Source organism: Novosphingobium sp. Gsoil 351 (assembly GCF_009707465.1).
In the GTDB taxonomy this organism is placed as follows: Bacteria; Pseudomonadota; Alphaproteobacteria; order Sphingomonadales; family Sphingomonadaceae; genus Novosphingobium.
On the sequence record NZ_CP046120.1, the window covers coordinates 1,729,960 to 1,753,635 of the forward strand.

A 23,676-nucleotide genomic window follows, 5' to 3' on the forward strand; every position below is an offset into this window, starting at 1 on the left:
ACCAATAAGTCGTGCCGACCGCAGGTCGATCCGATCAATCGCGGCGAGCGCGCCCTTCGATCGGCAAGCGGCTTCGCCCCGGGTTCAACGTCTTCGTGTCTTCGTGTCTTCGTGTGAACCCATCTTCACGCCAACGCCACCGCCTCGGCAATCCGCCGCAGCGCCTCGTCGAGCATCGCCTCGTCGGCGGCAAAGCTGATGCGAAAGCCTGACTCTCCACCGAACGCGCTGGCCGCGACCACCGCCACGCCGTGGTCGAGCAGGTGCAGGCATAGCGCCTCATCGGTTCCGAACCGCCCCATCAGCGGCGCGGCGTCGACCAGGCAATAGAACGCACCGTCGGGCGTCGGGGTCGACAGCCCGGGAATCGCGGCGATCGCCGCCACAACCCGGTCGCGCCGCGCGCGGAACCGCACGCGCCAGTCGGCGAGGAAATCCTGCGGCCCTTCGAAAGCCGCCACCGCCGCGGCCTGGCTGATCGAGCACGGGTTGCCCGAGCTGTGCGACTGGAGCCGTTCCATTGCCGCGATCAGCCAGCGCGGGCCGGTCGCCACCCCGATCCGGAAGCCGGTCATCGCATGGCTTTTGGACACGCCCGAGACGGTCAGGATGCGGTCGGCCAGATCGGGGCATTCGACCGCCAGCGTCGCGTGCGCGCCCGGCGTGTAGCGCAGCGGGGCGTAGATGTCGTCCGACAGCACCAGAACGCGGGGATTTTCGCGCAGTACTGCGCCAATTTCGCGCAACTGGGAGACCGAATAGACCGCGCCGGTCGGATTGCCGGGGCTGTTGAGCAGGAACCAGCGGGTGCGCGGGGTGATCGCGGCGGCGAGCTGGGCGGCGGTGATGCGGAAGCCGCCCGCCGCGCTGGTCGGCAACGCGACCACCTCGGCCCCGGCGAAGCGCACCACCTCGGGATAGCTGACCCACCACGGCGCGGGGATCAGCACGTCGTCGCCCGGATCAAGCGTGGCGAGCAGCGCGTGGAAGATCGCCTGCTTGCCCCCGGCGCTGACCGTGACTCGATCCGGCGTTGCCGCAACGCCCAGGTCGCGCGCGAAATGCAGCGCCGCGGCCGCCTTGAGCCGGGCGGTGCCGCCGACGGGCGTGTAGCGGGTGTCGCCCGCATCGAGCGCGGCCTTGGCCGCGGCCACCACATGCGGCGGGGTCGCGAAGTCGGGTTCGCCGACCGACAGCGAGATGATGTCCCGGCCTTCGGCGCGCAGCCGAGTCGCGCGGTCGGTCATCGCGCTGGTCTGCGAAGGAGCGATGCGCTGCAACGCGGCGGACAGCCGCTCGCTCACGTCCCCATCAGCCGCGCCGGGACCAGCCCGCGCAGCGCGTTGCCGATCCAGAACCCGCGCTCCAGATCGCCGATCCGCAGCTCCGCCTCGACCGCGCGGCCCTCGCCGAGCAACGACGCGCGCAGCACGCCCGGGAGCAGACCGAGCGCGGCGGGAGGAGTTAGCAGCGGGGCGTCCTGAGCATCCCCGGCCCGCGCGACGAACACGCTAGTGAAGCTGCCCTCGGTGACCAGCCCGGCCGCGTCGAGGAACACCGCCTCGTCGGCCCCGGCGGCGCGCGCCACCGCCAGAGCTTCTTCGTAAAAGCCCCGATCCGAGGTCTTGTGACGCAGCCGCCAGTCGGTCGCCGCAACCGGCAGCGGCAGCAGCGCGACCCGCGCCGGCACCGGCAGAGGCCGCGGCAACGGCGCCATCTCGATTGCATGCGCCCCGCTGCGCGCCGCGACCACCCGCAGCCGCGACGGCGCCTCCAGATCGAAGCACAGCGCCTGGATCGCGTTGCGCAAGGCGTGGCGGTCGAACGCAAAGCCGAGTTCGGCGGCGCTCGCCTTCATCCGTTCGAGGTGGAATTCGATCAGCGGCACACCGACCGCCGGATCGAACCGCATGGTCTCGATCAGGTCGCACTGTGCCGCCGTCGAACGCCCCACGAACCCTCCCTTGACCACGCACTCGCGCCATTCGTCGAGCGGCTGCGAATCGGCGACGATCGCCGATCCCACCCCCATCGTCGCACGGCCCGCCAACCCGTCCGGGCCGGGATCGAGCCGCAGGGTGCGGATTGCCACATTGAACGCCGCGTCGGAAGTGCCGTTGGCATCGGCGGGGTCAATCCGGCCGATCGCGCCGCAATAAGGCCCGCGCGCGTCGCGCTCGACCGCCTCGATCAGCTCCATAGCGCGGATCTTTGGCGCGCCGGTGATCGAGCCGCAGGGAAAGATCGCGCGGATCACGTCGATCGCGCCCAGCCCCGATCGCAAGCGTGCGCGCACGGTGGTGGTCATCTGGTGGACCGTGGGATAGCTCTCGACCGCAAACGCGCGCTCGACCCGAACGCTGCCGGGCCGGGACACGCGGCTTAGGTCGTTGCGCATCAGATCGACGATCATCAGGTTTTCGGCGCGATCCTTGATGCTGGCGGCGAGTTCGCCGGCGACCTCGGCATCGCGCGCCGGATCGGCTTCCCGCGGACGCGTGCCCTTCATCGGCTTGGCGGTGACCGCATCGTCCTTGAGCGCCACGAACAGCTCGGGCGACAGGCTCAGCAGCCAGTGCGAGCCGTCGAATACGATCCCGCCATAGCCTGCCGCCGCCTGCGGACGGAGCGCGGCGTAAAGCGCCAGCGGATCGCCGCGCCAGGTCCCAGAGAGCGGAAAGGTCAGATTGGCCTGGTAGATGTCGCCTGCGAGAATTGCCGCGCGCAAGCCGGCAAAGGCGGCGAGATAGCCCCCGGGGGAGAGTTGCGGATCGAGCGGGCCGATCGAAGCGGGCGCCGACCCAGACTGCTCCGCCAGCCAGCCCGGCACCGCCTCAGCGGCGATCTCTTCCCACCCGGCAAACGCCCCGAACCACACCAGCGGGCCGCCCGCGCCGCAGCGCCTGGCGGCCAGCGGGGCGAGCCGCGGTTCGATCGCCAGCCCGGCCTCGTAAGCGATGGTTCCGGCCAGGGCGTGGCCCTCTGCCGCCAAGTGTTCGATCCTCAGCAAGGCGCCCGCGACGTCCTCGGGCCGACGCGCGACGACGATCTCGAGCGGGTCGCGATAGAGCCGCGCCGGGCTCGCGCCCTCGCCGCGGGCGTCGTCGAGGAGGATGAACGGGGCGACCATTTCGGTGAGGCGGCCCCTAGCCCAGACGCGGCGCCATGCAAAATCCCTCGCCTGTCCCGCCGCTGCGTTCTATCCACTGCGCGAGAACCGACGACGGAGCAAATGCATGGCGGAGATCTTTCTGGGCTCGACCGAAGGCGGCGAACGCCAGACGCTGCTGCTGGGCCGGGCCAACCGCCACGGCCTGGTCGCGGGGGCGACCGGCACCGGCAAGACGGTCACGCTCCAGACGATGGCAGAGCAGTTTTCCGCCAACGGCGTCCCGGTGTTCCTGGCCGACGTGAAGGGCGATCTTTCGGGCATCTGCATGGCCGGCAGCCACGATTTCAAGCACGCCGACAGCCTCGAGGCGCGTGCGCTCCAGCTTGGCATCGTGCCCTACGAATACCACGACAACCCGGCGGTGTTCTGGGACCTTTACGGCAAGAAGGGCCACCCGATCCGCACCACGATTTCGGAAATGGGCCCGCTGCTGCTGTCGCGCCTGCTGGACCTGAACGAGACGCAGGAAGGCGTGCTGTCGATCGCGTTCAAGTGGGCCGACGACAACGGGCTGCTGCTGCTCGACTTCGAGGACCTGCAGCAGACGCTGATCGCCTGCGCCGAGCAGGCGAGTGAGCTGGCGACGAAATACGGCAATATCTCCAAGGCCAGCGTCGGCACGATCCAGCGCCAGCTGCTTGCCTTCCAGACCCAGGGGGCGGACGCGTTCTTCGGCGAGCCCGCGTTCGAAATCAACGACTTCATACGCACCGACGACAGCGGCAAGGGGATCATCAACATCCTCGCCGCCGACCAGTTGATGCAGAGCCCCAAGCTTTACGCCACCTTCCTGCTGTGGCTGCTGTCCGAACTGTTCGAGGCGCTGCCCGAAGTCGGCGATCCCGAAAAGCCAAACCTGGTGTTCTTCTTCGACGAGGCGCATCTATTGTTCGACGACGCTCCGCAAGCGCTGTTCGACAAGGTCGAGCAGGTCGTCCGGCTGATCCGTTCGAAGGGCGTAGGCGTGTTTTTCATCACCCAGAACCCGATCGATATCCCCGAGAAGATCGCGGGCCAGCTCGGCAACCGCGTCCAGCATGCCTTGCGCGCGTTCACCCCGCGCGACCAGCGGGCGATCAAGGCCGCGGCGGAGACCTTCCGGATCAACAAGGACCTCGACGTCGAGACCGTGATCACCGAATTGAAGGTCGGCGAGGCGCTGGTCTCGACGCTCGACGAAGACGGCGCACCGACGGTGGTCCAGCGCACGCTGATCGCGCCGCCGCACTCGCGGCTGGGTCCGGTGACCGACAAGGAACGCGCGATCATCCGCTCGATCAGCCCGTTCGACGGCAAGTACGACAGCGCGGTCGATCGCGAGAGCGCGGCCGAAGTGCTGGCGAAGAAGTCGGAAGATGCCGCCGCGGCCGCGCAAGTGGTCGAAACCCAAGGCGTCGAAGCGCAGCGCGCCCAGCCGCGCCAGACCCCGAGCATGTGGGAAAAGGCGGGCAAAGCCGCGTTCGGCGCGGCCGCTGCCTCCGCCGGAACGATGATCGCACGCTCGATGACCGGGCGCAGGTCGGGCGGATCGGTCGCCGCCAGCGCGGCCAGCGCCGCCGCGGGGTCGATCGGCACCGCGCTGGGCGGGGCAATGCTCGGCCGGTTCGCGCGCGGGCTGCTGGGCGGATTGCTGCGGTAGGCGAAACCAGATCCTCCCCCGCCAGGGGAGGAGACCGCCCGCCCCCTTGCCGACTCTCGCCGCCGCGCTATGGCTGGGACGAGAGGAGAGATCGTTGCGAGCGACACCGGATTTCGACTTCGCCCTGGGCGACAACGCCGAGATGATCCGCGATGCTGCGGGGCGTTTCGCCGACGAGCAAATTGCGCCGCTGGCCGCCAAGGTCGATCGCGAGGACTGGTTCCCTCAGCTGCTGTGGCCGGCGATGGGCGAGCTGGGCCTGCACGGGATCACCGTTGAGGAGGAGTGGGGTGGGCTCGGCCTGGGCTATCTCGAGCACGTGATCGCGGTCGAGGAAGTCAGCCGCGCGAGCGCGAGCGTCGGCCTGTCTTACGGCGCGCATTCCAACTTGTGCGTCAACCAGATCAGGCGTTGGGGCAATCCCGAGCAGAAGGCCAAATACCTGCCCAAGTTGGTCAGCGGCGAGCATGTCGGCAGCTTGGCGATGAGCGAGGCCGGGGCCGGTTCGGACGTGGTCTCGATGAAATTGAAGGCGCACGCGGTCCAGGGCGGCTGGGTGCTCAACGGCACCAAGTTCTGGATCACCAACGCGACCTATGCCGACACGCTGGTGGTCTATGCCAAGACCGGCGAAGGGAGCCGCGGGATCACCACCTTCCTGATCGAGAAGGACATGCCCGGCTTCTCGATCGGCCAGAAGATCGACAAGGTCGGGATGCGCGGCTCGCCCACCGCCGAGCTGGTGTTCAACGACTGCGAGGTTCCGGCGGAGAACGTCATGGGCCCCGAGAACGGCGGCGTCGGCGTGCTGATGAGCGGCCTCGACTATGAGCGCACGGTGCTCGCCGGAATCCAGCTCGGGATCATGCAGGCCTGCCTCGACACGGTCATCCCCTACGTCCGCGAGCGGAAACAGTTCGGCAAGCCGATCGGGGCGTTCCAGCTGATCCAGGCCAAAATCGCCGACATGTACGTCGCGCTGCAATCGGCGCGGGCCTACACTTATGCAGTCGCCAAGAATTGCGACGCCGGCAACACCACCCGGTTCGACGCCGCGGGCGCGATCCTGCTCGCCAGCGAGAACGCGTTCCGCGTCGCGGGCGAGGCGATCCAGGCGCTGGGCGGCGCGGGCTATACCACCGATTGGCCGGTCGAACGGTACATGCGCGACGCCAAGCTCCTCGACATCGGCGCGGGGACCAACGAGATCAGGCGGATGCTGATCGGGCGCGAACTGATCGGAGCTGGCGCGTGAGCGGACCGGTTCTGACGACCGCGCTCAACCTCGACAGCGACGACGCGAGGCAGCGCGCCGCGCATAACCGCGGTTTGGCCGAAGCGTTGCGATCCAAAGTCGCCGAAGCCGCGCTGGGTGGGACCGAGAAATCGCGCGAACGCCACGTCTCGCGCGGCAAGCTGCTGCCCCGCGACCGCGTCGAACGGCTGCTCGATCCGGGCTCGCCGCTGCTCGAGATCGGGCAGTTGGCCGCCAACGGGATGTACGAGGGCGACGTGCACGGCGCATCGCTGATCACCGCGATCGGGCGGGTCAGCGGCCGCCAGTGCATGATCGTGTGCAACGATGCGACCGTCAAAGGCGGCACCTATTACCCGCTGACGGTCAAGAAGCACCTGCGCGCGCAGGAGATCGCACGCGAAAACCGGCTGCCGTGCATCTACCTGGTCGACAGCGGCGGGGCCAACCTGCCGCACCAGGCCGAGGTCTTCCCCGACCGCGACCACTTCGGCCGCATCTTCTTCAATCAGGCGCAGATGAGCGCAGCTCAGATCCCGCAGATCGCCTGCGTTATGGGGAGCTGCACTGCGGGCGGGGCCTATGTTCCGGCGATGAGCGACGAGAGCGTGATCGTGCGCGAGCAGGGCACGATCTTCCTGGCCGGACCGCCCTTGGTCAAAGCCGCGACCGGCGAGGAGATCAGCGCGGAGGACCTGGGCGGGGGCGATCTCCATGCAAAGAAATCGGGCGTGGTCGATCACCTCGCCGAGGACGACGAGCACGCGCTGACCATCGTGCGCGATATCGTCAGCCACCTGGGTGCGGTCCACCAGCCCGATATCGACCTGCGCGAACCGCGCGCGCCCAAATACGACGCCGAAGAACTCTACGCGATCGTCCCCGACGACGTGCGCGCGCCCTATGATGTCCACGAAGTCATCGCCCGGCTGGTCGATGCATCCGAGTTCCACGAGTTCAAGGCACTCTACGGCAGCACGCTGGTCTGCGGCTTCGCGCATATCTGGGGCCAGCCGGTCGCGATCCTCGCCAACAACGGGGTGTTGTTCAGCGAGAGCGCGGTCAAAGGAGCGCACTTCATCGAACTCGCCTGCCAGCGGCGGATACCGCTGCTGTTCCTCCAGAACATCAGCGGCTTCATGGTCGGCGGCAAATACGAGGCCGAGGGCATCGCCAAGCACGGCGCCAAGCTGGTCACCGCAGTCGCCACCGCCAGCGTGCCGAAGCTGACCGTGGTGATCGGCGGCAGCTTCGGCGCGGGCAACTACGGCATGTGCGGACGAGCCTACTCCCCGCGCTTCCTCTTCACCTGGCCCAATGCCCGGATCAGCGTGATGGGCGGCGAACAGGCGGCGTCGGTTCTGGCGACGGTCCACCGCGATGCGGAGAGTTGGACGCCCGAGCAGGCCGAAGCGTTCAAGGCCCCGATCCGCCAGAAGTACGAGGACGAGGGCAACCCCTATTACGCCACCGCGCGGCTGTGGGACGACGGCGTGATCGACCCCGCACAGACCCGCGACGTGCTGGGTCTGGCGCTGGCCGCGGCGCTGAACGCCCCGGTGGAGGAGGCGCCCCGGTTTGGGGTGTTCCGGATGTGACGATGATCCAATCGCTCCTCATCGCCAACCGCGGCGAGATCGCCTGCCGGATCATCCGCACCGCGCGGCGGATGGGGATTCGCACCGTCGCGGTCTATTCTGACGCCGACGCCAAGGCCTTGCATGTGCGTTCGGCGGACGAGGCGGTGCATATCGGTCCCTCCCCGGCGCGCGAGAGCTACCTCGTCGGCGAGAAGATCATCGCCGCCGCCAAAGCCACGAACGCCGAGGCGATCCATCCGGGATACGGCTTCCTTTCGGAGAACGCCGACTTCGCGCAGGCCGTGATCGACGCCGGGCTGGTGTGGGTCGGCCCCTCGCCCCAGAGCATCCGCGCGATGGGGCTCAAGGATGCCGCGAAAGAGCGGATGATCGCCGCCGGAGTGCCCGTGACGCCGGGCTATCTCGGGGCGGACCAGTCGCCCGAACGCCTGCAGGCCGAGGCCGACGCGATCGGCTATCCGGTGCTGATCAAGGCGGTCGCGGGCGGCGGGGGCAAAGGGATGCGGCGGGTCGAGAGCGCGGGCGAGTTCTCCCACTCGCTCGACTCCTGCTGCAGGGAAGCCGCCTCTTCGTTCGGAAATACCGACGTGCTGATCGAGAAGTACATTCTCAGCCCGCGCCACATCGAGGTCCAGGTGTTCGGCGACAGCCACGGCAATGTCGTCCACCTGTTCGAGCGCGACTGCTCGCTCCAGCGCCGCCACCAGAAGGTGATCGAGGAGGCCCCCGCGCCGGGGATGGACCCGGAAACGCGCGAGGCGATCTGCGCCGCCGCGGTGCGCGCGGCCAAGGCGGTCGACTACGTCGGCGCGGGCACGATCGAGTTCATCGCCGATGCCTCGGAAGGGCTGAGGGCCGACCGCATCTGGTTCATGGAAATGAATACGCGGTTGCAGGTCGAGCACCCGGTGACCGAGGAGATCACCGGGGTCGATCTGGTCGAATGGCAACTCCGCGTGGCGAGCGGCGAGCCGCTGCCCAAGCGGCAGGACGAGCTGGCGATAAACGGCTGGGCGATGGAAGCGCGGCTCTATGCCGAGGACCCCACGAAGGGGTTTTTGCCGAGTATCGGGAAGCTGGAGCACCTGACGCTCCCCGAGCACATCATCCGCGTCGAGACGGGGGTCGAGGAAGGTGGCGAGGTTTCGCCATTCTACGATCCGATGATCGCCAAGCTCGTTTCGCGTGGCAACGACCGGCAAAGCGCTATCGACGACTTGGCACAGGCGGCTGCGACAACCGCCGTGTGGCCGGTGCGGACCAACGCGGCGTTCATTCTCAACTGTCTGCGCTCGCCGGATTTCGCCGCCGGGACAATCAATACCGGTTTCATCTCCGATGCTGGGGAGCAGCTGATCCCCGACGACGCGCCGCCAGCCGCTGTCGTAGTTGCCGGGGCAATGGCCGTCGCAAGCAGATCGGCGGGGAACCCTGTCCAGCAATTCGGTCACGGATTGATTGGACTCTCCGAAGCGAATTCACGCCCCTGGACTGGCGCATTCGGTTTTCGTCTCAACGCCGGACCGAACCAGATGGTCACCATCGACGTTGATGGTAACCCCCAAACCGCGTCGATTCCTGATCCTTATGACGAACTCGACGCTTGGGTTGAGACTTGCGGAAACACGATCTTGGTCGGCCAGAATGATGGCCGAGTCTTCGCGATCCACGATTCCCGCAATGACGGAGCCGGCCACCACCACGCCCACGACGGCGACATCCTTTCGCCGATGCCGGGCAAGATTATCGCGGTCGAGGTCACGCAAGGCCAGGCGGTGACCAAGGGCCAGAAGCTGCTCACGCTCGAGGCGATGAAGATGGAGCATACGCTGACCGCGCCGTTCGACGGGGTGGTGACCGAGCTTGCCGCGGTCGCGGGCGCGCAAGTGCAGGTCGAGGCGGTGCTGGCCCGGATCGCGGCGAGCGAAGAACAAGGCTGATCGCATGATCCTCCCCTGCAAGGGGAGGTGCCGGAGCGAAGCGGAGGCGGAGGGGTGTCCACACCCGCGTCGTCACCCCTTCGTCAGCCCAAGGGGGCTGCCATCTCCCCTTGCAGGGGAGGAACTCACCCCGGCAGGAAATTCCGCCCGCGCCGCGCCACGAACTCCCTGAACGCGGCCAGCGTGGGCGAGGAGGGCCGATCCGCCAGGCTGACCACGAACCACTGGCGCATCAACGGCGTGCCGACCACGTCGAGCACCGCCAGCCGCCCGACCTCCAGCTCGAGCGCGATGGTGTGGGCGGACAGCATCGCGACGCCCATCCGCGCCATCACCGCCTGCTTGATCGTCTCGTTGGAGTTGAATTCGGGGCCGGGGCGATCCAGCCCGCCCGGAATTTCCCCGAGGAACAGTTCGAGCGAGGTGCGGGTGCCCGAGCCGGCTTCGCGCATCAGGATCGTCTCCTGGGCGATGCGCCGTTTGGGGATGGCGCGCTGGCCCGCCAGCGGATGGTCGGGCGCGGCGATGATCACCAGCGGGTGGTCGCCGATCAGCGCGGTGGCGACGTCGGCGGCGCGCGGCGGGCGCCCCATCAGCGCGACGTCGATCTCGCGCGCATCGAGCGCGGCGATGATCCCGGCGCGGTTGGCCACGGTGAGCTGGAGTTCGATGCCCGGATGCTCGGCGGCGAACCCGGCGATCAGGCCCGGCACGAAATACTTGGCGGTCGAGACCGCGCCAAGCCGCAGCAGGCCCTGCTCGGCTCCGCCGATCGCCGCGATCTCCTCGCCAAGCAGGAGCAGGCGCTGCGCAATGTCCCGCGCCGCGGCGATCGTCGCCCGGCCCGCGTCGGTGGCGCGAAAGCCGTCGCTGGCGCGTTCGAACAGCGGGGTTCCGGCGGCGGCCTCGGCCTGCTGGATCTGCAGCGTGACCGCAGGGGCGGTGAGGCCGAGGTCGCGCGCGGCGGCGCTGACTTTGCCCAGCCGGGAGATCGCGAGCACCGCCCGAAGCTGACGAAGGGTAAGACCGCGCATGGACTATGCTAAGATTTTCTCACTACATATGTAAAGAGATTAAACTTTACTGAAATCGGACTAGCGTCTCACCTGTCGCTCAAGGCGCCACCAAGGCGCCACGGAGCGGACGCGGTGATCGGAACCACCCTCGACGACTGGCTCGATCGCCACCGCGCCACGGACGCGGCACAGGGCGCGGCCGTCGCCGACACGATTGCGATCCTCGCGCGCACCGGGGCCGGGCTTGCGGCGACGATCGCCGCCGGACCGCTGGGCGGCACCGTCGCCGATCCTGGCGCAGTCAACGCCGGGGGCGACGCCCAGCGCGGACTCGACTTGCTCGCCGACGACCGCTTCCTGACCGCGCTCAGCCGCTCGCCCGTCGGGCTCTATGCTTCAGAGGAACTGGCCCAGCCGGTGGTTATCGATGCCGCGCGGCCGCTGGCGCTGGCGATCGATCCGCTCGACGGCTCGTCGAACATCGATACCAACGTCTCGATCGGCACGATCTTTTCCGTCCGCGCCAACGACGCCGGGGCCGATCCGCTCGCGCCGTTCCTGCGTTCGGGGCGCGAGCAGTTGGCCGCCGGCTTCCTGATCTATGGTCCGCAACTCGCGCTGGTCCTGTCGCTGGGCGAAGGCACCCAGATTTTCATCCACGACCCCGCCGAGGGAGCCTTCCGCCTGATCAACGAGCGCAGCGCGATCCCGCCCAAGACCCGCGAATTCGCGATCAACGCCTCCAACTACCGCCACTGGCACGAGGCGGTGCGGCTCTATTTCGACGATTGCCTGAAGGGCGGCCACGGCCCGCGCGAGGACGAGTTCAACATGCGCTGGGTCGCCTCGCTGGTCGCCGAGACTTATCGCATCCTCGCCCGTGGCGGGACCTTCCTGTACCCCGGCGACCGCCGCCGCGGCTATGCCAAGGGCCGTTTGCGGCTGGTCTACGAGGCGCAGCCGATCGCGATGCTGATCGAGCAGGCCGGCGGGCTGGCGACCGATACGATCGAGCCGATCCTCGATCTGTGCGCGACCGAACTCCACCAGCGCGTTCCGCTGGTGTTCGGCTCGGCCAACGAAGTGCGCCGGATCGGCCGCTACCACACCCGCCCCAGCGACATGAGCGACCGCGCCCCGCTGTTCGCCAAGCGCACGCTGTTCCAGGCCTGACGGACATGAGCGCGCGTCACCCCATCATCTCGGTCACCGGCTCGTCGGGCGCGGGCACGACCACGGTCAAGCACACCTTCGAGCAGATCTTTCGCCGCGAGGGCATCGCCGCCGCGACGATCGAGGGCGACGCGTTCCACCGCTATGACCGGGCGACGATGCGCGAGAAGCTCGCGACCGCGGAAGCCGCGGGCAATCGGCACCTCAGCCACTTCGGCCCCGGCGAGAACCTGTTCGAGGAGCTGGAGCAGACCTTTCGCCAGTACGGCGCGACCGGCACGGGCAAATCGCGCCACTACATCCACGACGATGCCGAGGCCGAGCTTCACGGCGCGCCTCCCGGCACGTTCACCGAATGGGCGGACCTGCCCTCGCCCACCGACGTGTTGTTCTACGAAGGGCTGCACGGCGCGGTCGTTACCGACACCGTCGACATCGCCCAGCATGCCGATCTGCGGATCGGCGTGGTTCCGGTGATCAACCTCGAATGGATCCAGAAGCTCCACCGCGACAAGGCGGCACGCGGCCATTCGGCCGAGGCGATTACCGACACGATCCTGCGGCGGATGCCCGATTACATTCACTACATCTGTCCGCAGTTCGTCGAGACCGACATCAATTTTCAGCGGGTGCCGGTGGTCGATACCTCGAACCCGTTCATCGCCCGCTCGATCCCTACCCCCGACGAATCGATGGTGGTGATCCGCTTCAAGAACCCGCGCGGGATCGATTTTCCCTACCTCACCACGATGATCCAGAACGCGTTCATGAGCCGGGCCAACTCGATCGTGATTCCCGGCGGCAAGCTCGACCTGGCGATGCAGTTGATCCTGACCCCCCTGATCCTGCGCCTGGTCGAGCGCAAACGGAGGATGGACTGATGGTGAGACGGGCTTCCCATTCCCCCTCCCCGCTCATCCCGAGCCAAGTCGAGGAATCCCGCGCAAGGGTGCGACCTCACGAGAGATGTCTCGACTTCGCTCGACATGAGCGGGTTTCTGGAGGGCAACATGGCTAGAATTACACTGCGCCAACTGCTCGATCACGCCGCCGAGCATTCGTACGGCGTGCCCGCGTTCAACATCAACAACATGGAGCAGGGCCTCGCGATCCTGGAAGCGGCGCAGGCCTGCGACGCGCCGGTGATCCTCCAGGCGAGCCGCGGCGCGCGGTCGTACGCGGGCGACATCATGCTCGCCAAGATGATGGAGGCGCTGGAGGCGATGTTCCCGGCGATCCCGATCGTGATCCATCAGGACCACGGCAACACGGTCGCCACCTGCCTCAGCGCGATCCAGAACGGCTTCACCAGCGTGATGATGGACGGCTCGCTGAAAGAGGATGCCAAGACCCCCGCGGACTACGCCTACAACGCCGGGATCACCGGCGAGGTGGGGCGGCTGGCGCACATGGTCGGGGCCTCGGTCGAGGGCGAGTTGGGCTGCCTGGGCAGCCTCGAAACCGGCGAGGGCGAGGCCGAGGACGGCCACGGGTTCGAGGGCGCGCTCGACCATGCGATGCTGCTGACCGATCCCGACGAGGCCGAGCGCTTCGTCGCTGAAACCGGGGTCGATGCGCTGGCGGTCGCGCTGGGCACTAGCCACGGCGCCTACAAGTTCAGCCGCAAGCCGACCGGCGACATCCTGGCGATGGAAGTCATTGAGAAGATTCACGCGCGGCTGCCCAATACCCACATCGTGATGCACGGCTCGTCCTCGGTGCCCGAGGAGTGGCAGGAAGTGTTCAACGCCCATGGCGGCGCCATGCGCGAAACATATGGAGTGCCGGTCGAGGAGCTGGTCCGCGGCATCCGGCACGGGGTGCGCAAGATCAACATCGACACCGACCTGCGCCTCGCCGCCGCGGCCGAGTTCCGCCGGGTGGCGCAGACATCGCCCAGCGAGTTCGACCCGCGCAAGTTCCTGAAACCCTCGATGGACGCGATGGCGAGCATCTGCCGCGCCCGCTTCGAGGCGTTCGGCACCGCCGGTCAGGCCAGCAAGATCACCCCGCTGCCGATGTCCGAGATGGCCAAACGCTATGCCAGCGGCAGCCTCAACCCAACCCCTTCCCTCGCCCGCGCCGCGGCCTGACAGGAGAGCGACCGATGAACGCACCCGCCACCATTTCCGCCAAGGAACGCTATGCCGCCGGGGTCATGGAATACGCCAAGATGGGCTATTGGGAGCCCGACTACGAACCCAAGCCGACCGACCTGATCGCGCTGTTCCGGATCACCCCGCAGGAGGGCGTGGACTCGATCGAAGCGGCTGCGGCCGTGGCGGGCGAAAGCTCGACCGCGACCTGGACGGTGGTCTGGACCGACCGGCTGACGGCGTGCGAGAAGTACCGCGCCAAGGCCTATCGCGTCGATCCGGTCCCGGGCGCCGAAGACCAGGTGTTCGCCTGGATCGCCTACGACATCGACTTGTTCGAGCCCGGCTCGATCGCCAACCTCACCGCCTCGATCATCGGCAACGTGTTCGGGTTCAAGGCGGTCAAGGCGCTGCGGCTCGAGGACATGCGCATTCCGGTCGCCTACCTCAAGGCCTTCCAGGGTCCGGCGACGGGCGTGGTCGTCGAGCGCGAGCGGCTCGACAAGTTCGGCCGCCCGCTCCTCGGCGCGACGACCAAGCCCAAGCTGGGCCTCTCGGGGCGCAACTACGGGCGCGTGGTATACGAAGGGCTGAAGGGCGGGCTCGACTTCATGAAGGACGACGAGAACATCAACTCGCAGCCCTTCATGCACTGGCGCGACCGGTTCCTCTACGTGATGGAGGCGGTCAACAAGGCGCAGGCCGCGACCGGCGAGGTCAAGGGCCACTACCTCAACGTCACCGCCGGCACGATGGAGGAAATGTACGAGCGTGCCGAGTTTGCCAAGGAGCTCGGCTCGGTCATCATCATGATCGATCTGGTGATCGGCTACACCGCGATCCAGTCGATGGCCAAGTGGGCGCGGCGCAACGACATGATCCTCCACCTCCACCGGGCCGGCAATTCGACCTACAGCCGCCAGAAGAACCATGGGATGAACTTCCGGGTGATCTGCAAGTGGATGCGGATGGCCGGGGTCGATCACATCCATGCCGGAACCGTCGTCGGCAAGCTCGAAGGCGATCCGGCGATGATCAAGGGTTTCTACGATACGCTGTTGTGCGACACGCTGCCCGCCAGCCTCGAGCATGGGCTGTTCTTCGACCAGGACTGGGGCAGCCTCAACAAGGTCATGCCCGTCGCCTCGGGGGGCATCCACGCCGGGCAGATGCACCAGCTGATCCACTATCTGGGGGAAGACGTGGTGCTCCAGTTCGGCGGCGGAACGATCGGTCACCCGATGGGAATCCAGGCCGGGGCGACCGCCAACCGCGTGGCGCTCGAAGCCATGGTCCAGGCGCGCAACGAGGGCCGCGACTACCTCAACGAGGGGCCGGAGATCCTCGCCAACGCGGCGCGCTGGTGCACGCCGCTCCGGGCGGCGCTCGACACCTGGAAGGACATCACCTTCAACTATGCCTCGACCGATACCGCCGACTTCGTCCCCACCGCCACCCCTGCCTGAGGAGTCAACCGATGCGCGTCACCCAGGGAACCTTCAGCTTCCTTCCCGACTTCACCGACGAGCAGATCACCGCCCAGGTGCAGTACTGCCTCGACCACGGCTGGGCGATCAATCTGGAGTTCACCGACGACCCTCACCCCCGCAACACCTATTGGGAGATGTGGGGCATCCCGATGTTCGACATCGCCGATGCCAAGGGGGTGATGATGGAGCTGGCCGAATGCCGCAAGGTCCACGCCGGTGCGAACTATATCCGCCTGACCGCATTCGACAATTCGCACGGCTGGGAGTCGATCAGGCTGTCGTTCATCACCGACCGCCCGGCCGACGAGCCAGGCTTCCGGCTCGAACGCAAGGAAATCGGCGGTCGGCAGATCCAGTACACCACGCGCCCCTATTCGTCGGCCAAGCCCGTGGGGCAGAGGTACGCGTGAGTGGCGACCCGATCGACCTCAAGCGCGAATTCGCCGAGGCCGGGCTCGGCGACGAACTGGCGGTACTCGATGCCGAGCTGATCGGGCTCGCTCCGGTCAAGCAGCGCATCCGCGAGATCGCCGCGCTGCTCCTGGTCGACCGGGTGCGCGAGCGGCTGGGGCTGACCAGCGAGCCGCCAACGCTGCACATGAGCTTCACCGGCAATCCCGGCACCGGCAAGACCACCGTGGCGCAACGGATGGCGGGGATCCTCCACAAGCTAGGCTACGTGCGCAAGGGTCACCTCGTCTCGGTTACCCGCGACGATCTGGTCGGCCAGTACATCGGCCACACCGCACCCAAGACCAAGGAAGTGCTCAAACGCGCGATGGGTGGCGTGCTGTTCATCGACGAGGCCTATTACCTCTATCGCCCCGAGAACGAGCGCGACTACGGCCAGGAAGCGATCGAGATCCTGCTCCAGGTGATGGAAAACCAGCGCGAGGACCTGGTGGTGATCCTGGCCGGCTATGCCGACCGGATGGACACCTTCTTCGGCAGCAACCCCGGCTTTCGCAGCCGCATCGCCCATCACATCGATTTCCCCGACTATGCCGACGCCGAGCTGGTCGAGATCGCCGCGCTGATGCTGGCACGCCAGGGCTACAACCTGTCGGACGAAGCGCAAACGGCGCTGGGCGAGTACATCGCGCTGCGCCGCGGCCAGCCACATTTCGCCAACGCCCGCTCGATCCGCAACGCGCTCGACCGCGCCCGTCTGCGCCAGGCGGTGCGCCTGGTCGAGGGCGGCGGGGCGGTTGCGGCGGAGCGGCTTTCGACGATCGAAGCCGAGGACATCCGGGGCAGCCGCGTCTTCGCAACGGCCAGTGACGGCCCCGCGCCATGACGCTGAAGGCGCTGATCTTCGATGTCGACGGAACTCTCGCCGAGACCGAGGAAGCGCATCGTAGCGCGTTCAACCGGACTTTCGCCGAGGCCGGGCATGACTGGGAGTGGTCGCCCGAGCACTACCGCCGCCTGCTCGAGACGACCGGCGGAAAAGAGCGGATCGCCGCGTTTCTGGACGAGATCGGCGAGTCGCTTGCGGCAGAAACGATCGCCCGGCTCCACGCCCGCAAGAACGCGATCTACGCGCAACTTGTGGCCGGCGGCGAAGTGGCTTTACGCCCCGGCGTCGTCCGCCTGATCGACGAAGCGCGCGCGGCCGGGGTGGGGCTCGCCATCGCGACCACAACCAGCCGTGCCAATCTGGCCGCGCTGCTCGGCCGCCTCTTCGGCCTGTCCGCGCTCGGCATCTTCGCCGCTGTTGTTGCGGGAGAGGACGTGTCCGCCAAAAAGCCCGATCCGGAAGTCTACGCACGCACGCTCGCCCTGCTCGGCCTCGCCCCCGGCGAATGCCTGGCGATCGAGGATTCACGCAACGGGATGCTGGCCGCGCGGGCCGCGGGGCTGCCGGTGCTCGTCACCCCGTCGCGCTACACCGACCACGAGGTGTTCGACGGCGCGGCACTGCTCCGCCCCGATCTCGACTCCGCGCCCGCGATCACACTCGCCGATTGCGAACGGCTGGTGTCCGAGTCGCCGGCCACGGCCAACGCCGCATGACCGCGTCCGATCCGCTTCCGAACCTCGACGAAGCGCCGCTGGCCGGGCACGGCGGGCGGACCGAGACGATGGTGCTGGCGGGGTTCAGCTCCGTCGAGCACGCGCTACTGATCGTCATCGCGCTGCTGACGATCGGCGCGGCAAGCCTCGAACTCTACGGCGTGTTCGTCGCGCGGACAGTCGCGCTCGCCGACATCCTGCTGATGTTCCTCTACACCGAAGTCATCGGGATGATCGCGGTGTTCTACACCGGGCGCGGATCGCCGTTCGTCTATCCGATCTTCATCGCGATGACCGCGCTGGCGCGGCTGATCGTGCTCCAGGGCAAGGACATGGCCCCGGAGAACATTCTGTTCGAGGCGGGGGCGATCCTGCTGCTGTCGTTCGCCGCGGTGATCATCGCGCGCGCCGGGCGGCACTGACCTTGGCGGCCTCTCGCTTCGATGTAGTCGCGTTCGATCTCGACGGGACATTGGCGGACACCGCAGACGACCTTGCCGCCGCGCTCAACTATGCGCTGGTCCTGGCAGATCGGGCCCCTCTTGGCCTCGAAACGGTTCGCGCGATGGTTGGCCACGGGACCCGCGCGCTGATGCGCAAGGGGCTGGCGGCTACCGGTGATGTCACCGAAGCGCTGGTCGACGCCAGCCTGCCCGATCTGACCAATTTCTACGCGGCCAACATCTGCACCGCGACGACCGGCTACCCCGGGGTCGAACAGGCGCTCGATATGCTCGCAGAGCAAGGGTCACGCCTCGCGGTGTGCACTAACAAGCCCGAGCGGCTCGCGACGATGCTTGTCGAAGCGCTCGGCTGGACAGACCGATTCGCGGCCGTCATCGGCGGCGATACGCTGGCCTTCACCAAGCCGGACCCCGCGATGCTCCACGCCGCGATCTCCCGCGCCGGCGGGGGCCGCGCCGCCTATGTCGGCGATTCGATCACCGATGCCGACACCGCCCGCGCCGCCGCGATACCGTTCGTCGCGGTTTCGTTCGGGTTTCTCGACCGGCCGGTGGGGGAGCTGGGTGCGGCGGCGGTGATCGACCACTACGACGAACTGCCGGCGGCGCTTGCCAGTCTCGTCCGAGTGACATAGCACTATGACAAACGACCCTGACACTCGGGATGAGTACCCTGTTCGGCCAGACGCCTACGTCCGCATCGCCACGCGCAGCGCCAGCCGAGGCGCTGCTGATCCTCGTCGATGAGACCGACGCCGAGGTCGGGCATGCCGAAAAGCTCGAGGCGCACCGGCTTGGCGCGCTCCACCGCGCGGTCTCGGTGAGCATCGCCGACAGCAAGGGCAACATCCTGATCCAGCGCCGGGCGAGCGGCAAATATCATTCCGCCGGGCTGTGGTCGAACGCCTGCTGCTCGCACCCCCTGCCGGGCGAGGAAGCGCTGGCGGCGGCGCAACGCCGGTTGGGCGAGGAGATGGGGTTCGTCTGTGATCTCGGGTTCCGGCAGAAGCTGCGCTATTCGAGCGAGGTCGGTGCGGGACTGATCGAGAACGAACTGGTCCATTTCTTCGCGGGAACCTACGACGGCGAAGTGATCCCCGAGCCGAGCGAAGTCGGCGAGATCGCCTGGGTGCCGCATGCCGAACTCTACGCCCGGGTGCGCGCCAATCCCGTCGACTTTTCGGCGTGGTTCCGGATCTATGTCGAAGCCGGGGTCATCTAGCATCCGCGACGCTTGCCGCCCCGCCGACGCTTCTCCAGAGTAACCCCGCGCATGGCCCGCTTTCCCTTCTCGGCGATCGTCGGACAGGACGAGATGAAGCTGGCGCTGCTGATCGCGGCGGTCGAGCCGGGGATCGGCGGCGTCATGGTGTTCGGCGACCGCGGCACCGGCAAGTCCACCGCCGCGCGAGCCTTGGCGGCGCTGCTCCCGCCGATGAAGGTGGTCGCGGGCTGCCGCTTTCATTGCGCGCCCGAACAGCGCGGCTCGTGTCCCGATTGCTGCACCTCGCCCAGGTCCGCCCTGCGCCCGGTGCCGTTCGTCGATCTGCCGCTCGGCGCGACCGAAGACCGCGTGGTCGGCGCGCTCGATCTCGAACGCGCGCTGCGCTCGGGCGAGAAGGCGTTCGAACCTGGGCTGCTGGCGCACGCGCACCGCGGGTTCCTGTATATCGATGAGATCAACCTGCTCGAGGACCACATCGTCGACCTGCTGCTCGATGTCGCCGCCTCGGGCGAGAACCTGGTCGAACGCGAGGGACTGTCGGTGCGCCACGCCGCCAGGTTCGTGCTGATCGGCAGCGGCAATCCCGAGGAAGGCGAGCTGCGCCCGCAACTGCTCGACCGCTTCGGCCTGTCGGTGGAAGTGCGCACCCCGCAAGAGATCGCGCCGCGGGTCGAGATCATGCGGCGCTGCGCCGCGCAGGAGCGCGACGGCGAGGCGTTCGTGGCCGAATGGGCGGCGGAAGACGCCAAGACGGTCGCGCGTATCGCGCGCGGGCGCAAGCGGCTTGCGGCGCTGACCGTGCCCGACGAGGTGCTGACCGATGCCGCCGAGCTGTGCCAGGCGGTCAACGCCGACGGGTTGCGCGGCGAACTGACCCTGATGCGCGCGGCGCGGGCGCTGGCGGCGCTCGACGGGGCCAAGGCGGTACGGCGCAGCCATCTGCTGAGCGTCGCGCCGATGGCGCTGCGCCATCGCCTGCGCCGCGACGTGCTCGACGAGACCGGCTCGACCGTGCGGATCGAACGCGCGGTGGGCGAGCTGTTCGGGTGAGCCCGGAGGACTTCGAGTCCGCCGCAGCCGCCAAGCCCGGCGAGGATGCGCTGCTCGCCGCGCGCTTGTTCCTGATCGATCCCATCGGGTTGGGCGGGCTGGTGCTGCGCGGCGCCGGTCCCGCGCGCGATGCGGTGGTCGAAAGCATCCGTGCGCATCTGCCGTTGCGCCGCTTGCCCGCCAACGTCGACGACGCCCGCCTGCTCGGCGGGATCGACATCGCCGCGAGTCTTACGGCGGGCAAGCCGGTCCACGAACGCGGCCTGCTCGCCGAGGCTGCGGGCGGGGCGCTGCTGGTGACGATGGCCGAACGGATCGAGGATGCGACCGCCGGGCGGCTGGCGCAGGCGACAGAGGGCGAGGCCCGGGTCGCGCTGGTGCTGCTCGATGACGGCGCCAACCCCGACGAGCGGCCGGCGCCGGCTTTGGTCGAGCGGTTGGCGTTCGCGTGCGACCTGTCCGGGTCGCGCGGCATCGCTGCCTTGCGCGCGTGCCAGATGCCGGGGATCCTTCCGCGCGAGGTCGCCGCCGCTGAGGCAGCGTTGGAGGCCTTGGCCGCCACGTCGCTCGCGCTCGGCATCGATTCGGCTCGGGCGCTGGGGTTCGCGTTGCGCGCCGCCCGCGCCCACGCCGCGCTGAACGGGCGGACCGTGCTCGACCAAGCCGATTTGCAGGTCGCCGCGCGCCTCGTGCTCGCGCCACGGGCGACGCGGTTGCCCGCTTCGGAGGCGGACGCGACGCCCGAGTCCGGCGAGCAGGAGCCGCATGATGGCGGCGAAGGCGACGAGCGTCAGCTCGAAGCGCCGCCCGAAGACATGGTCCTCGCCGCCGCAATCGCCGCGATCCCGCCCGATGTCCTTTCGGCTATCGCCGAGGGGCGCGCGACGCGCAGCGCACGCGGTAGCGGGGCGGGAGCCAAGCGTCATTCGAAGCTGCGCGGACGCCCGCTCGGCGCGCGGCCGGGAACGCCGCGCGGCGGAGCGCGGCTGGCGCTGATCGACACCTTGCGAGCGGCGGTGCCGTGGCAGGCGCTGCGCCGGCGCGAAACGGGCACGGTGGCCGGACGCCTGCTGATCCACAAGGCCGACTTGCGCATCCGCCGCTTCGCCGAGCGGGCGGGCGCGGTGACCGTGTTCTGCGTCGACGCCTCGGGTTCGGCGGCGCTGGCGCGGCTGGCGGAGGCCAAGGGCGCGGTCGAGCTGATGCTGGCGCAAGCCTACGTCAAGCGGGCCGAAGTCGCGCTGGTGGCGTTTCGCGGAGCGGGCGCCGAACTGATCCTGCCGCCGACCCGCTCGCTGGTCCGCGCGCGGCGCACCCTTGCCGAACTGCCGGGCGGTGGGGGCACCCCGCTGGCGGCCGGGCTGACGCTGGCCCAGCGCGTGAGCGAGAGCGCGGCGGCGCGCGGACACACTCCGTTTCTGGTGGTCATGACTGACGGGCGCGCCAACATCGCCGCCGATGGCGCGCCGGGTCGAGTCGCGGCGGTCGCCGACGCGACCGCCGCGGCCCGGCGCATCGCCGCCCACGGCACCGCCGGGATCGTCATCGACATCTCGGCGCGCCCACGCCCCGAAGCCGCGCAACTCGCAAACGCGATGCGCGCGCGCTATCTGCCGCTGCCGTTCGGCGACGCCCGTACCGTCCACCGCGCGGTCACCGCGGCATGAGCGCGCCGCGCTGGGAGGTCGAGGGCCGCCACTGGCCGCATCGCGACGCCAGCCGGTTCGTCGCCGCGGGCGGCCTGACCTGGCATGTCCAGACGCTGGGCAGCGGCCCGGCACTTGCCCTGCTCCACGGCACCGGCGCGGCGACGCATAGCTGGCGCGGGGTCATGCCGCTGCTGGCCGAACGGTTCACCGTAGTCGCGATGGACCTGCCCGGTCACGGCTTTACCCGCGGGCGGGTGCGCGGTGGACCGTCCTTGCCCGCGATCGCAGGCGCGGTTGGCGCGCTTCTCGACGCAATGGACGTGCGTCCCAGCGTCATCGCCGGCCACTCGGCGGGCGCGGCGATCGCGCTGCGGATGGTCCACGATTCAGGCGAGCGCACCCCCCGTCGTCGGCCTCAGCCCCGCGCTGATGCCTTTCCCCGGCCTTGCCGCGAAGCTGTTTCCGGCGCTGGCCAAGGCATTGTTCGTCAACCCCTTCGCCCCGCGCATCTTCTCGCGCCTGGCGAGAGGGCCGGGCGAGATCGAGCGCTTCCTCCACCGCGCGATCGCCTCGCGGATCGATGCCGAAGGGGTGCGCTGCTACCGCGCGCTGCTCGGCAGTTCGGAGCATTGCGCGGGGGCGTTGGCGATGATGGCCAACTGGGATCTCGAGGGACTTGCCCGGCTGCTCCCGGAGATCGCTGCGCCGGTGACCCTGCTCCACGGGGAGCGAGATAGCGCGGTGCCGCTCGATTCGGTGCGCCGGGCCACCGCGTTGCTACCCGGTGCGCGGCTCGAGGTGCTGCCCGGGTTGGGCCACTTGGCCCACGAGGAGCGGCCCGATCTGGCGGTCGCGGCGATCCTCACGCGCCGCGGCCGAACATGCTATGGCGGCGTGAGGAAGCGAGCGGGGAGGACGGCGGATGGCAGAGCATTTCGGGTGGATCGAGATGGTCCTGGCCGGGATTTTCGGCCTCGGCTTCGGCGTGTGGCAATTGTGGTCGGTCAACCGCGAGATCGCCAAGGACAAGCTGGCCAAAGACGGCGCGGCCGAGGTCTCAGCCAGTGGCTCGCGGCATCCGGTAGGGGAGCATGAACTGGACGATCGGTGAGGCGAACCGGTTCAGGTCGAGGCTTTCCTGCACCGCCACCGTGCTCTCGCCGAACAATCGCGTCGACAAGGTCGAGCGGGCATAGAACGGCGCGTCTTCCCAGGTCTTGATCACCCCGGCATGACCACGATCGGCGCGCGTCTTGCGCTCCATCTGCCACAGCGTGTTCGGCAGCGGCGCGACCAGCGGCAAGTCCTCGTGATGCGGCGCGCCGGTCCTGTCGAAGCGCAAGGCGCTGGCGAAGCGAGAACCGTCGCGGCGCTCGCCCTCGTACGTCACCGCCGCGCCGTCCTTCAGATGCGCGCGCGACCAGTGCCAGACACGAAAACCCTCTTCCAGCGACTCCGAACCCCGGTTCGAATCGAAATATCCGCTGCCCCGCCAGCGCAACGCCGGGCGCTCCATTTCGACCTCGACGCGCGCCCTGGGGGCATAGCACTGCCACTCGTGCCGCCTGGCCGGATCGAGCGCCAGCGCGCTGGCGTTGAGCGTTTCGGGATGGATCGTCACCCGCCCGCACACCCGTCGCTGCCAAGGCACGCCGAGCCGCTTGTCGCGTTCCTCGATATCGATCGTCAGCGCGTCGCCGCTCCAGCGCACCTCGCTCGGCCCGATCGCGAGCGTATCGGCGTCGCGCACGATCGCGCCGCGCGGGCGCTCGGTCATCGTCCAGCGTGCACGCGCGCCATAGAGCGCGACGTTGAGCGCGGCGTGATCGATCGGATCGCCGCGCCCGCTCGCCTTGAAATAGGGCGAGAACACGCTGCCCAGAAAGGCGA

General features: G+C 68.5%; 23 protein-coding genes. 18 read left to right on the plus strand and 5 right to left on the minus strand.

The window, feature by feature from the left end; genetic code table 11:
- Positions 1–125 precede the first annotated feature (125 nt).
- Entirely contained in the window at positions 126–1,247 is a 1,122-nt protein-coding gene (locus tag GKE62_RS08315; RefSeq protein ID WP_154693625.1) for a pyridoxal phosphate-dependent aminotransferase, read from the minus strand.
- Between the two features lie 53 nt (positions 1,248–1,300).
- On the minus strand, positions 1,301–3,130 hold the full coding sequence (pabB, locus tag GKE62_RS08320) for an aminodeoxychorismate synthase component I (RefSeq protein ID WP_154691842.1): 1,830 nt from the start codon (positions 3,128–3,130) through the stop codon (positions 1,301–1,303).
- A 106-nt stretch (positions 3,131–3,236) separates the two neighbouring features.
- Here pabB and GKE62_RS08325 point away from each other — a divergent pair, with 106 nt between their 5' ends.
- The 4 genes from GKE62_RS08325 (at position 3,237) to GKE62_RS08340 (ending at position 9,607) form a co-directional block, all read left to right on the plus strand.
- On the plus strand, positions 3,237–4,811 hold the full coding sequence (locus tag GKE62_RS08325) for a helicase HerA-like domain-containing protein (protein WP_154691843.1): 1,575 nt from the start codon (positions 3,237–3,239) through the stop codon (positions 4,809–4,811).
- Between the two features lie 94 nt (positions 4,812–4,905).
- The gene (locus tag GKE62_RS08330) at positions 4,906–6,066 is read left to right on the plus strand and encodes an isovaleryl-CoA dehydrogenase (RefSeq protein WP_154691844.1); all 1,161 of its coding nucleotides are present in this window, start codon (positions 4,906–4,908) and stop codon (positions 6,064–6,066) included.
- The gene (locus GKE62_RS08335; RefSeq protein WP_154691845.1) at positions 6,063–7,664 is read left to right on the plus strand and encodes a carboxyl transferase domain-containing protein; all 1,602 of its coding nucleotides are present in this window, start codon (positions 6,063–6,065) and stop codon (positions 7,662–7,664) included. Before GKE62_RS08330 ends, GKE62_RS08335 begins: the two co-directional genes overlap by 4 nt.
- A 2-nt stretch (positions 7,665–7,666) precedes the next feature.
- On the plus strand, positions 7,667–9,607 hold the full coding sequence (locus GKE62_RS08340) for an acetyl/propionyl/methylcrotonyl-CoA carboxylase subunit alpha (RefSeq protein WP_154691846.1): 1,941 nt from the start codon (positions 7,667–7,669) through the stop codon (positions 9,605–9,607).
- Positions 9,608–9,732: 125 nt separating this feature from the next.
- On the opposite strand, the gene GKE62_RS08345 is transcribed toward GKE62_RS08340, so the two are convergent.
- A complete protein-coding gene (locus tag GKE62_RS08345) occupies positions 9,733–10,641 on the minus strand; it encodes a LysR family transcriptional regulator (protein WP_154691847.1) in 909 nt (302 codons plus the stop codon).
- A gap of 114 nt (positions 10,642–10,755) precedes the next feature.
- On the opposite strand from GKE62_RS08345, the gene GKE62_RS08350 reads away from it, so the two are divergent.
- The 12 genes from GKE62_RS08350 to GKE62_RS08405 all read left to right on the plus strand — a co-directional run bounded on the left by GKE62_RS08350 (position 10,756) and on the right by GKE62_RS08405 (position 21,804).
- Entirely contained in the window at positions 10,756–11,796 is a 1,041-nt protein-coding gene (locus tag GKE62_RS08350) for a class 1 fructose-bisphosphatase (protein ID WP_154691848.1), read from the plus strand.
- A 5-nt stretch (positions 11,797–11,801) separates the two neighbouring features.
- The gene (locus GKE62_RS08355) at positions 11,802–12,677 is read left to right on the plus strand and encodes a phosphoribulokinase (protein WP_154691849.1); all 876 of its coding nucleotides are present in this window, start codon (positions 11,802–11,804) and stop codon (positions 12,675–12,677) included.
- Between the two features lie 129 nt (positions 12,678–12,806).
- Positions 12,807–13,889, plus strand: a complete 1,083-nt coding sequence (gene fba / locus GKE62_RS08360; RefSeq protein WP_154691850.1) for a class II fructose-bisphosphate aldolase — start codon at positions 12,807–12,809, stop codon at positions 13,887–13,889.
- Between the two features lie 14 nt (positions 13,890–13,903).
- Complete coding sequence (locus GKE62_RS08365; protein WP_154691851.1) at positions 13,904–15,358, plus strand: ribulose-bisphosphate carboxylase large subunit; 1,455 nt, start codon at positions 13,904–13,906, stop codon at positions 15,356–15,358.
- Positions 15,359–15,369: 11 nt separating this feature from the next.
- A complete protein-coding gene (locus GKE62_RS08370) occupies positions 15,370–15,792 on the plus strand; it encodes a ribulose bisphosphate carboxylase small subunit (protein WP_154691852.1) in 423 nt (140 codons plus the stop codon).
- Positions 15,789–16,679 (plus strand): CbbX protein, encoded by an 891-nt coding sequence (cbbX, locus tag GKE62_RS08375; RefSeq protein ID WP_154691853.1) that lies wholly within the window; start codon positions 15,789–15,791, stop codon positions 16,677–16,679. The genes GKE62_RS08370 and cbbX overlap by 4 nt, the downstream gene beginning before the upstream one ends.
- The gene (locus GKE62_RS08380) at positions 16,676–17,398 is read left to right on the plus strand and encodes an HAD-IA family hydrolase (protein WP_154691854.1); all 723 of its coding nucleotides are present in this window, start codon (positions 16,676–16,678) and stop codon (positions 17,396–17,398) included. Before cbbX ends, GKE62_RS08380 begins: the two co-directional genes overlap by 4 nt.
- On the plus strand, positions 17,395–17,820 hold the full coding sequence (locus GKE62_RS08385) for a phosphate-starvation-inducible protein PsiE (protein WP_154691855.1): 426 nt from the start codon (positions 17,395–17,397) through the stop codon (positions 17,818–17,820). The genes GKE62_RS08380 and GKE62_RS08385 overlap by 4 nt, the downstream gene beginning before the upstream one ends.
- A 2-nt stretch (positions 17,821–17,822) precedes the next feature.
- A complete protein-coding gene (locus tag GKE62_RS08390; RefSeq protein WP_154691856.1) occupies positions 17,823–18,497 on the plus strand; it encodes an HAD-IA family hydrolase in 675 nt (224 codons plus the stop codon).
- A 29-nt stretch (positions 18,498–18,526) separates the two neighbouring features.
- A complete protein-coding gene (idi, locus tag GKE62_RS08395; RefSeq protein WP_154691857.1) occupies positions 18,527–19,084 on the plus strand; it encodes an isopentenyl-diphosphate Delta-isomerase in 558 nt (185 codons plus the stop codon).
- A gap of 51 nt (positions 19,085–19,135) precedes the next feature.
- On the plus strand, positions 19,136–20,137 hold the full coding sequence (bchI, locus tag GKE62_RS08400; protein WP_154691858.1) for a magnesium chelatase ATPase subunit I: 1,002 nt from the start codon (positions 19,136–19,138) through the stop codon (positions 20,135–20,137).
- Complete coding sequence (locus GKE62_RS08405) at positions 20,134–21,804, plus strand: magnesium chelatase subunit D (RefSeq protein WP_154691859.1); 1,671 nt, start codon at positions 20,134–20,136, stop codon at positions 21,802–21,804. Before bchI ends, GKE62_RS08405 begins: the two co-directional genes overlap by 4 nt.
- Here GKE62_RS08405 and GKE62_RS19730 read toward each other — a convergent pair.
- Positions 21,791–21,994, minus strand: coding sequence for a hypothetical protein (locus tag GKE62_RS19730; RefSeq protein WP_370516123.1), 204 nt, complete (start codon positions 21,992–21,994; stop codon positions 21,791–21,793). The two genes, GKE62_RS08405 and GKE62_RS19730, sit on opposite strands and share 14 nt — an antisense overlap.
- On the opposite strand from GKE62_RS19730, the gene GKE62_RS08410 reads away from it, so the two are divergent.
- Both GKE62_RS08410 and GKE62_RS19735 read left to right on the plus strand, forming a co-directional pair.
- Positions 21,969–22,523, plus strand: coding sequence for an alpha/beta fold hydrolase (locus tag GKE62_RS08410; RefSeq protein WP_370516094.1), 555 nt, complete (start codon positions 21,969–21,971; stop codon positions 22,521–22,523). The two genes, GKE62_RS19730 and GKE62_RS08410, sit on opposite strands and share 26 nt — an antisense overlap.
- Positions 22,438–22,881, plus strand: coding sequence for a hypothetical protein (locus GKE62_RS19735; RefSeq protein ID WP_370516077.1), 444 nt, complete (start codon positions 22,438–22,440; stop codon positions 22,879–22,881). Before GKE62_RS08410 ends, GKE62_RS19735 begins: the two co-directional genes overlap by 86 nt.
- Here the strand turns inward: GKE62_RS19735 and GKE62_RS08415 are convergent.
- Positions 22,844–23,659 carry a hydroxyneurosporene dehydrogenase gene (locus GKE62_RS08415; protein ID WP_370516078.1) on the minus strand — a complete coding sequence of 272 codons (816 nt, stop codon included), beginning with the start codon at positions 23,657–23,659 and terminating at the stop codon, positions 22,844–22,846. The two genes, GKE62_RS19735 and GKE62_RS08415, sit on opposite strands and share 38 nt — an antisense overlap.
- Between the last annotated feature and the right edge of the window lie 17 nt (positions 23,660–23,676).